14 protein-coding genes are annotated in these 13841 nt (G+C 64.1%); 5 read left to right on the top strand and 9 right to left on the bottom strand.

Features of this window, described 5'->3' with window-relative positions; translation table 11 throughout:
• Window positions 1–101: 101 nt before the first annotated feature.
• From AC2T3R_RS25800 to AC2T3R_RS25785, 4 genes are all read left to right on the top strand, one after another.
• Window positions 102–269, top strand: a complete 168-nt coding sequence (locus AC2T3R_RS25800) for a rubredoxin (protein WP_003253349.1) — start codon at window positions 102–104, stop codon at window positions 267–269.
• 16 nt (window positions 270–285) lie between these two features.
• A complete protein-coding gene (locus AC2T3R_RS25795; protein WP_085588827.1) occupies window positions 286–1434 on the top strand; it encodes an NAD(P)/FAD-dependent oxidoreductase in 1149 nt (382 codons plus the stop codon).
• 186 nt (window positions 1435–1620) lie between these two features.
• Window positions 1621–1920: an HU family DNA-binding protein gene (locus tag AC2T3R_RS25790; protein WP_013974808.1), complete on the top strand. Its 300-nt coding sequence runs from the start codon at window positions 1621–1623 to the stop codon at window positions 1918–1920.
• A 148-nt stretch (window positions 1921–2068) separates the two neighbouring features.
• The gene (locus AC2T3R_RS25785) at window positions 2069–2443 is read left to right on the top strand and encodes a hypothetical protein (protein ID WP_015272342.1); all 375 of its coding nucleotides are present in this window, start codon (window positions 2069–2071) and stop codon (window positions 2441–2443) included.
• A gap of 134 nt (window positions 2444–2577) precedes the next feature.
• Here the strand turns inward: AC2T3R_RS25785 and AC2T3R_RS25780 are convergent, their stop codons facing one another.
• The 6 genes from AC2T3R_RS25780 to exbB form a co-directional block, all read right to left on the bottom strand.
• Window positions 2578–3981: an aminoacyl-tRNA deacylase and HDOD domain-containing protein gene (locus AC2T3R_RS25780; protein ID WP_217190000.1), complete on the bottom strand. Its 1404-nt coding sequence runs from the start codon at window positions 3979–3981 to the stop codon at window positions 2578–2580.
• A gap of 78 nt (window positions 3982–4059) precedes the next feature.
• Window positions 4060–6138, bottom strand: coding sequence for an ATP-dependent DNA helicase RecG (gene recG / locus AC2T3R_RS25775; protein ID WP_015272340.1), 2079 nt, complete (start codon window positions 6136–6138; stop codon window positions 4060–4062).
• Between the two features lie 3 nt (window positions 6139–6141).
• Window positions 6142–7068 (bottom strand): hydrogen peroxide-inducible genes activator, encoded by a 927-nt coding sequence (locus tag AC2T3R_RS25770; protein ID WP_013974805.1) that lies wholly within the window; start codon window positions 7066–7068, stop codon window positions 6142–6144.
• Window positions 7069–7162: 94 nt separating this feature from the next.
• Complete coding sequence (locus AC2T3R_RS25765) at window positions 7163–7894, bottom strand: energy transducer TonB (protein ID WP_410951454.1); 732 nt, start codon at window positions 7892–7894, stop codon at window positions 7163–7165.
• Entirely contained in the window at window positions 7891–8319 is a 429-nt protein-coding gene (exbD, locus tag AC2T3R_RS25760) for a TonB system transport protein ExbD (protein WP_013974803.1), read from the bottom strand. The genes AC2T3R_RS25765 and exbD overlap by 4 nt, the downstream gene beginning before the upstream one ends.
• 3 nt (window positions 8320–8322) lie before the next feature.
• Window positions 8323–9297 (bottom strand): tonB-system energizer ExbB, encoded by a 975-nt coding sequence (gene exbB, locus AC2T3R_RS25755; protein WP_367070113.1) that lies wholly within the window; start codon window positions 9295–9297, stop codon window positions 8323–8325.
• A gap of 190 nt (window positions 9298–9487) precedes the next feature.
• Between exbB and AC2T3R_RS25750 the strand changes: the two genes are divergently transcribed.
• Window positions 9488–10357: an SDR family oxidoreductase gene (locus AC2T3R_RS25750; RefSeq protein WP_486744433.1), complete on the top strand. Its 870-nt coding sequence runs from the start codon at window positions 9488–9490 to the stop codon at window positions 10355–10357.
• A gap of 141 nt (window positions 10358–10498) precedes the next feature.
• Here AC2T3R_RS25750 and AC2T3R_RS25745 read toward each other — a convergent pair whose 3' ends face one another.
• Genes AC2T3R_RS25745 through spoT form a run of 3 tightly spaced genes read right to left on the bottom strand, consistent with a single transcriptional unit; the run spans window position 10499 to window position 13802 of the window.
• Window positions 10499–11230, bottom strand: a complete 732-nt coding sequence (locus AC2T3R_RS25745; protein ID WP_410951456.1) for a hypothetical protein — start codon at window positions 11228–11230, stop codon at window positions 10499–10501.
• A 59-nt stretch (window positions 11231–11289) separates the two neighbouring features.
• Window positions 11290–11670 (bottom strand): RidA family protein, encoded by a 381-nt coding sequence (locus AC2T3R_RS25740; RefSeq protein ID WP_009684531.1) that lies wholly within the window; start codon window positions 11668–11670, stop codon window positions 11290–11292.
• A 23-nt stretch (window positions 11671–11693) separates the two neighbouring features.
• Window positions 11694–13802, bottom strand: coding sequence for a bifunctional GTP diphosphokinase/guanosine-3',5'-bis pyrophosphate 3'-pyrophosphohydrolase (gene spoT, locus AC2T3R_RS25735; RefSeq protein ID WP_015272335.1), 2109 nt, complete (start codon window positions 13800–13802; stop codon window positions 11694–11696).
• Window positions 13803–13841: the final 39 nt, after the last annotated feature.

The following is a 13841-nucleotide window of genomic DNA, read 5'->3' as shown; positions in this document are numbered from 1 at the left end:
CGTTCCCACAGGCTACGCGGTCGCTGTAGGAGCGGGTTCACCCGCGAAGAGGCCATCAGCAGCAACACAAAGCTCCAGCTTGAACCGAGGAAAAAGACCTGATGAAGAAGTGGCAATGTATTGTCTGTGGCCTGATCTACGACGAAGCCGAAGGCTGGCCCGACGACGGCATCGCCCCCGGCACACGCTGGGAAGACGTGCCTGAAGACTGGCTGTGCCCCGACTGCGGCGTGGGCAAGAGCGACTTTGAAATGATCTCCATCGGCTAATCGAGGAAAGCACGACATGACGTCCCCTGTGGTAATCATCGGTACCGGCCTTGCGGGCTACAACCTGGCCCGTGAATTTCGCAAGCTCGATGCGCAGACGCCGCTGCTGCTGATCACCGCCGATGACGGTCGTTCCTACTCCAAGCCCATGCTGTCCACCGGCTTTGCCAAGCAGAAGGACGCCGACGGCCTGTGCATGGCCGAGCCGGGCGCCATGGCCGAGCAACTGAATGCCGAGATTCGCACCCATACCCGCATCAGCGGCATCGACCCGGGCCACAAGCGCTTGTGGATAGGTGAAGAGGCGGTGGAATACCGCGATCTGGTGCTGGCCTGGGGTGCGCAGACGGTGCAGGTGCCGATCGAAGGTGATGGCGGCGATCGGGTGTTCCCGATCAACGATCTGGAAGACTACGCGCGCTTCCGTGCCGCCGCCGTCGGCAAACAGCGTGTGCTGATCCTCGGTGCCGGCCTGATCGGCTGCGAATTCGCCAACGACATGAGCCTGGGCGGCTTCCAGGTCGATGTGGTGGCGCCGTGCGAGCAAGTCATGCCGACCCTGCTGCACCCGGCTGCTGCCACTGCCGTGCAGGCCGGGCTGGAAGGCCTGGGCGTGCGCTTTCACCTCGGCCCGGTACTGACCCGCCTGCAGCAGGTGGCGCAGGGCCTGGAGGCGCACTTGTCCGACGGCAGCGTGATCGCCTGCGACCTGGTGGTTTCGGCCATCGGCCTGCGCCCGCGCACCGACCTGGCTGCCGCTGCTGGCCTGCAGACCAACCGCGGCGTTTGCGTGGACCGCCAGTTGCGCACGTCCCACGCCAATATCTTTGCCCTTGGCGACTGTGCCGAAGTCGATGGCATCAACCTGCTTTATGTGATGCCGCTGATGAGCTGTGCCCGGGCCCTGGCGCAAACCCTGGCCGGCAAGCCGACAACGGTCGCCTACGGGCCGATGCCGATCACCGTGAAAACCCCGGCCTGCCCGCTGGTGGTCTCGCCGCCGCCCCAGGGCCACGAAGGCACCTGGCAGGTAGAGGGGCAGGGCAGTGACCTCAAGGTGCTCTGCCTTGATGCAGAGGGCAAGCTGCTGGGCTACGCCCTCACCGGGGCGGCCGTGATGGAAAAGCTGGCCCTGAATCGCCAGCTGCCGGCCGTGATGGCGTAAATAGCTGGCGTTCTGTCGGATTTATCCTGTTGTTGCTTGCACAATGGCCGCCCAGATACTGGCGCGGCCCCTGTGCACGTGCCATCCTCACTTCCGTCTGCCGCAGATTAGAGCCTGCGGTGCCTTGAGCGCTGCTCCCAGGGCAGCACGGCATAACAACAAGAATTCCGTCAAAGAGGCTTCACTATGCGCAAACCAGAACTCGCCGCCGTCATCGCCGAAAAGGCCGATCTGACCAAGGAAAAGGCCAATCAGGTTTTGAACGCGATTCTCGACAGCATCACGGGTGCCCTGGACAAGGACACCGTGACCCTGGTCGGTTTCGGCACCTTCGAAAAACGTCATCGCGGTGCGCGTACCGGCAAGAACCCGCAAACCGGTGAACCGGTCAAGATCAAGGCCAGCAATACCGTGGCTTTCAAGCCAGGCAAGAACCTGCGCGACAGCGTCAACGCCCCCGTCAAGCCGGCCAAGAAAGGCAAGTGATCGCTCCCTGACAACTCCAGTGTCAGCCAAGCGGGCGCCCCAGGGCGCCCGTTGTGCTTTCTGCAGGCAAAATGTTTCGAACTTGCATAAATAGTTCTGGAAAAGGATAGACTGCGCGCCTTAGTCACTTTTAATTCGAGGCGCGTTGATGAAGTTCCGCTTTCTTCTCTGGGCCATGGGGCTGTTGATGGCCAGGGCCAGCCGCAACAACCCGGCGTTCCAGCAGCAGCTCAAGGGCAAGGACCTGGTGTTCCAGATGCAGACCCTGGACGGCAAGGTCGCCCGGCACTTCATAGTCAACAACGAACGCGTCAGCAGCAAAGGCGGTGCGCACCCGCAGCCAGCGTTCGCCATTGCCTTCAAGGACGCCGCCTATGGCTTCACCACCATGCAGGCAGGTAACAAGCAGTTGGCGTTCATGCAGGGGATTCAGGACAAGCACATCCAGATCAAGGGCAACCCGGCGCTGGTGATGTGGTTCCAGGGGTTGATGAAGTACCTGAAGCCGAAGAAGAAGGCCTGAAATTGAAGGGGCTGCTTTGCAGCCCAATCGCCGGCAAGCCAGCTCCCACAGGGATAGCACTGCCCTCAGGCCTGTGTCGAACCTGTGGGAGCCGGCTTGCCGGCGATTGGGCCGCAAAGCGGCCCCTTTTGATATCAGTGAGGGGCGTGGAACTGCGAAGCCAGCTCACGCAGCAGGCTCTCTGCTTCGAGCACCTTGTTCACCACATCCTCGGCCTTGTCCCGGGTAATCTCCAGCCGCTCCAGCAATTCGTCTGGAATCTCCTGCTGTGGCCCCGAGCCAATCCCCCGCGAGCGCAGCAATCGTGTAGCCAGGCACACCAGGTTGGGGAACGCCGAAAACTCGCCTTCATAGGCCGGGTCGTGCTGGAAGCGCAGTGCGGCGGACAGTTCTTCCGGCATGTCCCACAGCTTCATCAACCAGGCACCGATCTGCTCGCGGCTGATGCCCAGCAGGTGTTGTTCCACATAGGTGTGGCAAAGGTGCGGGTTGACCTCCAGGTGGCGGCAGATCAGCGAGAAGTGCGGCGGGAAAACGTGCGCCAACAGCAGGTAGCCAAAGTTGTGCAGCAGCCCGGCCAGGTAGGTCAGGCCGGCCTCAGGGCGCTCGGCCCGTGGCATGGCGCGGGTCAGGCCTTCGATGATCGCGGCGGTGTAGATCGACTGCTGCCAGTACGGCGTGGCTTGCTGCGGGTGGTCTTTCGGCAGGCTCAGGGTCTTGCCCAGCGCCAGGCCCAGGGCCAGGTTGATCACCAGGTCGAAGCCCAGCACACGCACGATGGCGTCTTCCACCGAGCGGATCTTGCCCGGAGAGGCGTAGTAGGGCGATGCCGCCCAGCTCACCACCTGTGCCGCCAGCGCCGGATCGGTTTCGACCACGCCGGTGATATCGTCGATGCTGGCGTTGGGGTCTACCCGTAGCTTGATGATCTTTTGCGCGGTGTCGGCCAGCGGCGGGATTTCGATGGTTTCTTCCAGGCGCTTCTGGATGCGCCGGGCAGTGAAGGCCTGGACGGCGTTGGTGATTTCCCGGGTGTCATCATCGGGGCGGTCGAGGTTGGGGTTGATTGCCTCGACTTCCTGACCGAAGCTGCTGGCGCTGGCCTTGGCCAGCATCCGCTTGAAGTGTGCGCGTTCGATTTCCAGCAGCAGGCCGGCTTCGCCAGACTGGATAAACACGGTTTCGGCGTCGAGCAGGCTCTTTTCGTACTGGCACGGCGAGCTGGTCAGCGCCGGAATGCCTGGCAGGGCCTTGAGCTGGTGCTTGTCCAGCATCTGCTTCAGGCGAGGCACCGACACCGCAGTGAGCTTGCGACCGGTCAGTTCGGCCAGGCGGTTGAGGTCCAGCAGCTGGCTCTGCGGGAATAGCACCATCAGGGCGCCGACCTCGTCGTCGAGCAGCACGGCCTGTACCCGCGACGCTGCCGGCAGGTGCGGATGTTCGACCACCTCGCGGTAGGCCACGCCGAGTTTGTCGAGCAGCAGCCGGATGACCGAGGGAGCGTGTGGGGTTGCGGTGTCCAGGGCAACTTCAGTCATGGTCCGTATCCACTGATTCCTTTAAACGCGAAGTATAACCAGCCTCTGGGCAAATCTGGATCCATTATGGGACCAGCGTCACACTTGGCCATATTGCTGGCCATGACGCAGCCAGCGATCGAGCAGCGGGCTGACGTGCTCCGGCCAGCGTGCGATCAGGGCCTGGGCGGCGTCGCGCACGGCCGGCAGCAGGTCGGCGTCACGCATCAGGTCGGCGACCTTGAACTGCAACAGGCCTGTCTGGCGGGTGCCGAGCATCTCGCCCGGGCCACGCAGCTCCAGGTCCTTTTCGGCGATGATGAAGCCGTCGTTGGTTTCCCGCATGATCCCTAGCCGCTCGCGGCCGATCTGCGACAGTGGTGGGTGGTACAGCAGCACGCAATGGCTGACGGCGCTGCCCCGGCCAACCCGGCCACGCAACTGGTGCAGCTGTGCCAGGCCCAGGCGCTCTGGGTTCTCGATGATCATCAGGCTGGCGTTGGGCACATCCACGCCCACCTCGATGACCGTGGTGGCGACCAGCAACTGCAGGTTGCCGGCCTTGAACTCAGCCATGATCTCAGCCTTTTCCGCCGGCTTCATGCGCCCGTGGATCAGCCCTACCCGCAGCTCGCCCAAGGCGCTGCCCAGCTCCTCGTAGGTGCTTTCGGCGGCCTGGCAGGTAAGCTCTTCGGATTCTTCGATCAGTGTGCACACCCAGTAGGCCTGGCGCCCTTCGGCGCAGGCGGCGCGCACCCGCTCGACCACTTCGAAGCGGCGGCTATCGGCCACCAGCACGGTGTTCACCGGGGTGCGTCCGGGTGGCAGTTCGTCGAGCACCGAGGTGTCCAGGTCGGCGTAGGCGCTCATGGCCAAGGTGCGCGGAATGGGTGTGGCGGTCATGATCAGCTGGTGCGGGCACAATTCCCCGGCCACGCCCTTCTTGCGCAGGGCCAGGCGTTGCTGCACGCCAAAACGGTGCTGTTCATCGATGATCGCCAGGGCCAGGTGCTTGAACTTCACCTCTTCCTGGAACAGCGCATGGGTGCCGACCACCATTGGCGCGCCATTGGCGATCTGCTCCAGGGCGGCTGCCCGGGCTTTGCCCTTTAGCTTGCCGGCCAGCCACGCGACTTCGATGCCCAGCGGTTCGAGCCAGCGCTTGAAGGTGATGTAGTGCTGTTCGGCGAGGATCTCGGTGGGTGCCATCAGGGCCACCTGGTAGCCGGCTTCCAGGGCCTGCAGCGCGGCCAGGGCGGCGACCACGGTCTTGCCGGCACCCACATCGCCCTGCACCAGGCGCATCATCGGCTCTTGCTGGCTGAGGTCGTAAGCAATTTCGTTGGCCACCCGCTGCTGTGCGCCGGTCGGCTGGAAACCCAAGTTGGCCAGGTACTGTGCCTGCAGGCGCTGGGCCTTGGGCAGCACTGGCGCGCGCAGGCTGCGCAGGCTTTCACGCAGGCGTTGCTGCGACAACTGGTGGGTCAGCAGTTCTTCGAAGGCCAGGCGGTGCTGGGCCCAGTGCTGGCCTTCGGCAAGCTCGTCGAGGTCGGCGTCGGCCGGCGGGTTGTGCAGGTAGCGGATGGCATCGTCCAGCGGCGCCAGCTGGTAGTCCCGGGCCAGTTCGTCGGGCAGCCAGTCCGGCAGGCTGCGCGGGCCCAGCAGGCCCAGGCTCTGCTGACACAGCAGCCGCAGGCGTTGCTGGGTAAGGCCTTCGGTGGACGGATAGATCGGCGTCAGGGTCTGCTCGACCGGTGGCGGCGGTTCGTCGCCGTTCAGCGCCCGGTATTCCGGGTGGTAGATTTCCAGGCCCGAAGCGCCGGGGCGTGCTTCGCCGTAGCAGCGCAGGTGGGTGCCACGCTTGAGGCCTTCCTTCTGCGCGTTGCTGAAGTGGTAGAAGCGCAGGCTCAGCACACCGCTGCCGTCACCCAGGCGCACCACCAGGCTGCGGCGCTTGCCCATGGTCACGTCGGCGCCGCTGACCACGCCCTCGATCACTGCGTCCTGGCCAGGGCGCAGTTGACCGATCGGCACCACGCGGGTGCGGTCCTGGTAGCGCAGGGGCAGGTGGAACAGCACGTCCTGCAGGTTCTCCAGGCCGACCTTGGCGAGCTTCTCCGCCATGGCCTCGCCAACCCCCTTGAGTACCGTCACCGGGACCTTCGACAGCTCACTCATGACTCAGGCCGGTTGTTCCGCAGGGGCTTTGGCGACCGAGCACAGGCGGATCGAGTCGGCGAGGATCTCGATGGCCTTCGGCCGCGGGAAGCTGGCGCGCCAGGCGATGGCTACGGTGCGGAATGGTGCCGGTGCGGTCAGTGGGCGAACCTCGATGACACCGGGGGCGTAGTGGTGGCTGTGCACCGCCGACAGCGGCAGGATCGACACGCCAAGGCCCGAGGCCACCATGTGACGGATGGTTTCCAGCGAGCTGGACTCCACCGTGGTGTGCTTGGAGCCTTCACCGCCCTTGTTCAGCGTTGGACAGGCCTCCAGTACCTGGTCGCGGAAGCAGTGGCCTTCACCGAGCAGCAACAGGCTCTTGTCGTTGAGCATGGCGGTGTCGATGGTCTTTTTCGCTGTCCACGGGTGGTCAGCCGGCATCAGGGCGCAGAACGGCTCATCGTACAGCGGCAGGGTCAGCACGTCGGCTTCGTTGAACGGCAGGGCGATGATCACCGCGTCCAGTTCGCCGTTGCGCAGCTTTTCGCGCAGTACGTGGGTGAAGTTCTCTTCGATGTAGAGCGGCATCTGCGGTGCCACGCGGTGCAGCTGCGGAATCAGGTGCGGGAACAGGTACGGGCCGACGGTATAGATGGCACCGACCTTGAGCGGGGCGGTCAGCTGGTTCTTGCCGGCCTGGGCCAGCTCGCGAATGCCTTGGGCCTGCTCCAGTACCTTCTGTGCCTGGGCGACGATGCTTTCGCCGACTGGGGTCAGGCGGACCGCGCTCTTGCTGCGCTCGAAGATCAACACGCCAAGCTCATCCTCGAGCTTCTTCACACCGACCGACAGGGTCGGCTGGCTCACGTGGCAGCGTTCGGCGGCATGCCCGAAATGCTGTTCCTGGGCGAGTGTGACGATGTAGCGTAATTCTGTGAGGGTCATAACGTGCGTCCATGAAGTTGCGAGCCCAGCATAGCGGCTGCAATCGATAGACGCACGTTATCAGACTTGCCGATTTGTGACAGAAACAAAAGTCTCAGCGGCGGTCCAGCGAGTAGACGAACGGGGCCACGACTTCGATCGTGCCATTGTTCAGCAACTCGGGTGGCGGCTTGGGTACCGTGCCGGCCCGACGGATCATTTCCAGGGTCGCCCGGTCCAGAGCGGCACTACCCGAACCTCCGGCCATGGAGTACGACACCACCTTGCCTTCGGCGTCGACCACGAAACGTAAGCGGTTTATGCCCTGCAGCCCGCGACGGCGCGCGTCTTCCGGGTAACGCTTGTACTTGGCCAGGTGACGCAGCAGGTCGCTCTGCCAGGTCGGCAGGGCTTTGCTGTTGGACGCAATGCTCGGTGCCGGTGCCGCGGACTTCTGCGGTGGCGCGTTGCTGGGTGGTGCGTCTACCGTTTGTTCGGTCGGCGGTGCTTCCTTCGGCGGCTCAGGCTTCTTCTCGGGCTTGGGCGGCTGTGGCTTGGCCTTTGGCTTGGGCGGCTTGGGAATGGCGATCTTGGGCTTGGGTGCCTCGGCCAGCTTCGGCAGCGGCGGTTCCTCGACCGGTGCCGGTGGCTGCGGCGCCGCTTTCGGGGGCGGTGGTGGCGCAGGCTCCGGCAACGGCGCCAGCTCAACCATCATGGCTGCCGGTGGCAGTTCGATGGCCTGGGGCACCGACCAGTTGAGCGTCAGCAGCACGGCGACCACGTGCACGCCCAGCACGATCGCCAGGCTGCCACCGTAGCGCGCCATGTTCGAGCGCGTTCTTGTCATTTCTTGGCTGCCGTCTCTAGACCTACCAGACCGACTTTCAGGTAGCCGGCCGCGCGCATGTTGTTCATCACTTCCATCAGGTCACCGTAATCCACGCCTTTGTCAGCCTGAAAGAAGATGGTGGTTTCCTTGTCGCCCTTGGTCTTGGCATCGAGCATCGGGCCAAGCTGGTCGGGGGCAGGGACCTGATCGTCACCGACGTACAGCTTCTGGTCGGCCTTGACGCTGACGAACACCGGTTTCTCGGGCCTCGGCGCCGGCTTGGCGGTCGAGGCCGGCAGGTCGACCTTGATGTCGACCGTGGCCAAGGGGGCTGCGACCATGAAGATGATCAGCAGCACCAGCATCACGTCGATGAACGGCGTAACGTTGATTTCGTGGTTTTCGGCGAGGTCGTCGCCACCTTCGTTGAGATGCAGGCCCATGGCTTACCCCACTTTCACCATGTGCGGGGCAACACGCTCGCTGCCCTGGTGGTCCAGATCGCGGCTGACCAGCAGCAGCACCTGGGCGGAGGCGTCGGACACCTGGGCCTTGTAGCCGGCGATGGAGCGGGCGAAGACGTTGTAGATGACCACGGCCGGAATTGCGGCGACCAGACCCAGGGCGGTGGCCAACAGGGCTTCGGCGATACCTGGGGCAACCACGGCCAGGTTGGTGGTCTGGGTCTTGGCGATGCCGATGAAGCTGTTCATGATGCCCCAAACGGTACCGAACAGGCCGACGAATGGCGCAGTGGAGCCGATGGTGGCGAGTACGCCGGTGCCGCTGCTCATGGTGCGACCGCTGGCGTGTACCAGGCGCTCCAGGCGGAAGCTGACGCGCTCCTTGATGCCCTCTTTTTCGCGGGCGTTGGCCGACAGGCGCATCTCTTCGAGTGCGTCGTGGACCAGTGTGTGGGCCAGGGTGCCTTCCTTGTTGGAAACGTCGCTGGCTTCCTTGAGGCTGGCGGATTTCTTCAGCAGGGCGATTTCACCACGCAGGCGACGCTTGGCGCCCATCAGCTCGAAGCCTTTGGCAATCCAGATGGTCCAGGTGATGATGGAGGCGATGGCAAGGCCGATCATCACCGCCTTCACCACCACGTCGGCGTTCTTGTACATGCCCCAAGGGGACAGGTCGTGGGCCATGCCCAGCGAGGTGTCTTCAACCAGAGCCTCGACGCTCGGGTCTGCAGCGACCGGGGCATCAACCGGGGTGGCGGCAACTGCACTGCCAGCCGGTGCTGCGGCTGGAGCAACTGCCGGAGCAGCCGGTGCAGTAGCGGCAGCAGGCGCGGCAGCATTGGCGGTTGGCTCATCGGCCATGGCCACTGGGGCCAGCACCAGGCTGAGTGTCAGCGCGGCGATGGCGCGCCAGGCGCGCGACGGGGTTGGCGAAGCGGAAGGTTGAGTACGTGTCATGCTGGCCGGACCTGATGAAGAATGAAGTTAACGTTCTCCAAGGCCTCGAGGTAGGCCGAGAACAATTTGGCGGCCATTATTGCAAGTAATTCTTGTTAACAAAAGTAATCTTGTTGCTTTTTTCGCCTATGGTCTAGCCATCCATCGTGTAGCGTTGTCGGGCTGATCAATTGGTCTAGGGAGTTTAGAGATGTCAGACCTTTCCGTGATGGTGGTGGGATGTGGTGATGTAGGCGGGCGCCTTGCCCGGCAGATGCTTGCGCGCGGTTGGCAGGTGAGCGGCCTGCGTCGCTCGGTCGGGCAGTTGCCTGCGGGGGTCGTGCCGGTGGCAGCGGACTTGTCCGAGCCATCGATTCCCGACACCTGGCCGCAGCGCGCGCCGGACTACCTGGTGTATTGCGTGGCGGCCAGCCAGCACGACGAAGCGGGTTACCAGGCAGCCTATGTCGACGGTTTGCGCCATGTGCTGGGTTGGCTGGCCGAGCGCGGGCAATGCCCACGACGGCTGCTGTTCGTGTCCAGCAGCAGCGTGTATGCACAGAAGGACGGCGAGTGGATCGAAGAAGGCGCGGCCACCGAGCCTGAAGGTTATTCCGGGCGGTTGATGCTGGAGGCTGAGCGGCTGGCGCTGGCCAGCGGCATCCCGGCCAGCGTGGTGCGCCTGACCGGCATCTATGGCCCCGGTCGCGAGTGGCTGCTCAGTCAGGTGCGCCAGGGCTACCGCGTGGCCGAGGAGCCACCGCTGTATGGCAACCGCATCCATGCCGAGGATGCCGCCAGCCTGTTGGCGTTCCTGTTGCAGGCCGATGCCGACGGCAAGGTGCTCGACGACTGCTACATCGGCGTCGACGACGACCCGGCGCCGCTGGCCGATGTGGTGGCCTGGCTGCGGGCGTACATGGGGGTAACCGAGTGGTCGGATGAGCAGCGGGTGCGCCGTACCGGCAGCAAGCGCTGCAGTAATGCCCGGGCGCGGGCATTGGGCTGGGCGCCGGTGTATCCGAGTTACAGGGAAGGTTATGCGGCCATCCTTGAGGGTAAAAACCAGCCTCAGGCCTGATGCGCCCCCTGTAGGAGCGGCCTTGTGCCGCGATAGGGCTGCGAAGCAGCCCCGGCATTCTATGCGGCGACGCTGAAATCCCGGGGCCGCTGCGCGCCCCATCGCGACACAAGGCCGCTCCTACAGGGACCGCGCAGGTTTTCAGTCCAGCTCCAGCACCCACTGGCGCTTGCCGGCCGCCAACACTGGCATTTCATCCGGCTGCGCGCGGTTCACTGCCTGGAAGATCTCCAGCTTGTCGCCATCGCGCTTGAGGATGAACGGCGCGCCACGCTGGTTGCGCTCCAGCCACAGGCTGTCATTGCTGCCACCCATGGTCGCGCAATCACCCGCCAGGCACAGGGCGAAACGGTCTGGCCCTGGCAGGCCGGTGACGTTGCCGGTGTCGCCGAAGCGCACGCTGGCACCTTTGCCCTGGCCTTCGACGATCTTCCAGTTGCCGCCCAGATAGGCCTGGTACAGGGCTTTCTCGAAGGTGCTGCCCAGTGGCGCATTGGTCGCCGCCGGTGCTTTGGCGCGAACGAAGGTCTGCTTGCCGCCGCGTTGATCGACCGCCTGCAGTTCGTCGCCATCGAGCGACAGCTGTTCGGTCTGGCCACCCTGGAAGCTGGCCTGCCATTGCTTGTCGGTGGCGCTCAGCTGGCCGTCGGCCGCTTCGAAACCATTGCTGTAGCTGGCCTGTTGGCTGGCGACGTCGAGCTTCCACTCGAATACCGGCCCGTGCTCATTGAGCGCCTGACGCAGGCTGCCGCCCTTGACGGCCGCATTGATGGCGTCCTGATTGATCCAGGTGCCGTTGAAATCTTCGGGTTTGTGGCTGGCGCAGCCGCCCAGAAGCAGGGCTGCCAGCGCGAGGGGCAGTGCTTGACGCATGAGGGGATAACCTTGCAAAGGAGGGAAGGTGACGGGCGGGGTGCCCGTCACCGAGGGCATCATTCGATGACCAGAATGGCGTCCATTTCGACCTGGGCGCCTTTCGGCAGCGCGGCAACGCCGATGGCGGCGCGGGCCGGGTAAGGCTGCTCGAAGTAGCGGCCCATCACCTCGTTGACCTTGGCGAAGTGGCTCAGGTCGGTGAGGAAGATGTTCAGCTTGACGATGTCCTTGAACGAACCGCCAGCGGCTTCAGCCACGGCCTTGAGGTTCTCGAACACCTGTACGGTCTGGGCTTCGAAGCCTTCGACCAGTTCCATGGTCTTCGGGTCCAGCGGGATCTGGCCCGACATGTACACGGTGTTGCCGGCCTTGATCGCCTGCGAGTAGGTGCCGATGGCGGCAGGGGCCTTGTCGCTGTTGATGACGGTCTTGCTCATGATGACTCCTTGCGGTTGGCGGACTACGTACGCATGCGGGTGATGCGGACCACACCGGTCAGGGTACGCAGCTTCTTGATCACACGCGCCAGGTGCACGCGGTCGTGCACGCTGACCACCAGTTGGACCACGCTGATACGGCCGTCGCGTTCGTCCATGCTGATCTTCTCGATGTTGCCGTCGGCGGCGTTGACACTGCTGGCCAGAAGGGCAATCAGGCCGCGCTGGTGTTCCAGTTCGACACGCAACTCGACATTGAACTCACCGGTGATGTCCTTGGCCCACGAGAGTTGTACGCACTTTTCCGGGTTGTGGCGGATTTCACTGATGTTGCGGCAGTTTTCCAGGTGCACGACCATGCCCTTGCCGGCTGACAGGTGGCCGACGATCGGGTCGCCCGGGATCGGCGTGCAGCACTTGGCGTAGCTCAGCACCAGCCCTTCGGTACCACGAATCGCCAGCGGGCCTTCCGGTGCCGGCAGCTGCTCGCCTTCGGCCGACAGCAGGCGGCGCGCGACCACGTAGGCCATGCGGTTGCCCAGGCCGATGTCTTCGAGCAGGTCTTCGATCAGCTCCAGGCGGTACTCGGCGAGAATGGCCTGGATACGCTCCTGGGGGATCATTTCCAGGCTGCTGTCGAAGCCGGTGAGCACCTTGTTCAGCAGGCGTTCGCCCAGGCTGATGGACTCGGAGCGACGCTGCTGCTTGAGCGCGTGGCGGATGTGCGTGCGCGCCTTGCCGGTAACCACGAAGTTGAGCCAGGCCGGGTTCGGCCGCGCGCCCGGGGCGCTGACGATTTCCACTGTCGAGCCGCTTTGCAGCGGTTCGGACAGCGGCGCTAGGCGGCGGTTGATGCGGCAGGCGATGCAGCTGTTGCCGACGTCGGTGTGCACCGCGTAGGCGAAGTCGACCGCCGTGGAGCCTTTGGGCAGCTCCATGATGCGGCCTTTGGGCGTGAACACGTAGACCTCGTCCGGGAACAGGTCGATCTTCACGCTTTCGATGAATTCCAGCGAGTTGCCGGCACGTTGCTGCAGCTCGAGGATGCCCTTGACCCACTGGCGGGCGCGGGCGTGGCTGCCCTTGGGTTGCTCGTCGTCGTTGGACTTGTACAGCCAGTGTGCGGCGATGCCGTTGTTGGCCATCTCTTCCATCTCGCGGGTGCGGATCTGGATTTCGATGGGCACGCCGTGCATGCCGAACAGCGTGGTGTGCAACGACTGGTAGCCGTTGGCCTTGGGGATCGCGATGTAATCCTTGAAGCGACCGGGCAGCGGCTTGTAGAGGTTGTGCACCGCACCGAGTACGCGGTAGCAGGTATCGACCTTGTCCACGACGATGCGGAAGGCGTACACGTCCATGATCTCGTTGAAGGCGCGGCGCTTGCCGCGCATCTTCTTGTAGATGCCATAGAGGTGTTTCTGCCGGCCGCTGATCTCGCCCTCGATGCCGTCGGCGGCCAGGCAGTTGGCCAGCGAATGCTCGATCTTGGCGACGATCTCCTTGCGGTTGCCGCGTGCGCTTTTCACCGCACGGTGGATCAGCGACGAACGCATCGGGTGCATGGCCTTGAAGCCGAGGTCCTCGAACTCAACGCGCACGGTGTGCATGCCCAGGCGGTTGGCAATGGGGGCGTAGATCTCGAGGGTTTCCTTGGCGATGCGCCGGCGTTTTTCGCCGGACAGCACTTCCAGGGTGCGCATGTTGTGCAGGCGGTCGGCCAGCTTGACCAGGATCACGCGGATATCGCGGGCCATGGCCATGGCCATCTTCTGGAAGTTTTCGGCTTGCGCCTCGGCCTTGGTCTCGAAGTTCATCTGGGTCAACTTGCTGACCCCATCGACCAGTTCGGCCACGGTCTCGCCAAACTGCTGGCTGAGGGCTTCCTTGGCGATGCCGGTATCTTCGATCACGTCGTGCAGCATGGCCGCCATCAGGCTCTGATGGTCCATGTGCATGTCTGCAAGGATGCTGGCCACGGCCAGCGGGTGGGTTACGTAGGGCTCGCCACTGCGGCGGCGCTGCCCATCGTGGGCCTGTTCGGCGTAGAAATAGGCGCGCCGGACCAGGTTGACCTGTTCGGGGCCAAGGTAGGTCGACAGCCGTTCGGCCAAGGCTTCTATACCCGGCATGGGTTCACCTCCTGCCGAGGAAGGGGGCCTTGCGCCGTG

The sequence above is a fragment of the Pseudomonas sp. PVC-5-1 genome (assembly GCF_057444345.1).
This window is presented reverse-complemented; position numbering and strand designations above follow the sequence as displayed.

What these genes read in the sequence shown, in the direction of transcription:
- exbB (WP_367070113.1), bottom strand. Translation starts at nt 9,297, where the DNA reads ATGACACGTACTCAACCTTCCGCTTCGCCAACCCCGTCGCGCGCCTGG.
- AC2T3R_RS25795 (WP_085588827.1), top strand. Translation starts at nt 286, where the DNA reads ATGACGTCCCCTGTGGTAATCATCGGTACCGGCCTTGCGGGCTACAAC.
- AC2T3R_RS25770 (WP_013974805.1), bottom strand. Translation starts at nt 7,068, where the DNA reads ATGACCCTCACAGAATTACGCTACATCGTCACACTCGCCCAGGAACAG.
- AC2T3R_RS25780 (WP_217190000.1), bottom strand. Translation starts at nt 3,981, where the DNA reads ATGACTGAAGTTGCCCTGGACACCGCAACCCCACACGCTCCCTCGGTC.
- AC2T3R_RS25785 (WP_015272342.1), top strand. Translation starts at nt 2,069, where the DNA reads ATGAAGTTCCGCTTTCTTCTCTGGGCCATGGGGCTGTTGATGGCCAGG.
- AC2T3R_RS25765 (WP_410951454.1), bottom strand. Translation starts at nt 7,894, where the DNA reads ATGACAAGAACGCGCTCGAACATGGCGCGCTACGGTGGCAGCCTGGCG.
- spoT (WP_015272335.1), bottom strand. Translation starts at nt 13,802, where the DNA reads ATGCCGGGTATAGAAGCCTTGGCCGAACGGCTGTCGACCTACCTTGGC.
- exbD (WP_013974803.1), bottom strand. Translation starts at nt 8,319, where the DNA reads ATGGGCCTGCATCTCAACGAAGGTGGCGACGACCTCGCCGAAAACCAC.
- AC2T3R_RS25800 (WP_003253349.1), top strand. Translation starts at nt 102, where the DNA reads ATGAAGAAGTGGCAATGTATTGTCTGTGGCCTGATCTACGACGAAGCC.
- AC2T3R_RS25745 (WP_410951456.1), bottom strand. Translation starts at nt 11,230, where the DNA reads ATGCGTCAAGCACTGCCCCTCGCGCTGGCAGCCCTGCTTCTGGGCGGC.
- recG (WP_015272340.1), bottom strand. Translation starts at nt 6,138, where the DNA reads ATGAGTGAGCTGTCGAAGGTCCCGGTGACGGTACTCAAGGGGGTTGGC.
- AC2T3R_RS25790 (WP_013974808.1), top strand. Translation starts at nt 1,621, where the DNA reads ATGCGCAAACCAGAACTCGCCGCCGTCATCGCCGAAAAGGCCGATCTG.
- AC2T3R_RS25740 (WP_009684531.1), bottom strand. Translation starts at nt 11,670, where the DNA reads ATGAGCAAGACCGTCATCAACAGCGACAAGGCCCCTGCCGCCATCGGC.
- AC2T3R_RS25750 (WP_486744433.1), top strand. Translation starts at nt 9,488, where the DNA reads ATGTCAGACCTTTCCGTGATGGTGGTGGGATGTGGTGATGTAGGCGGG.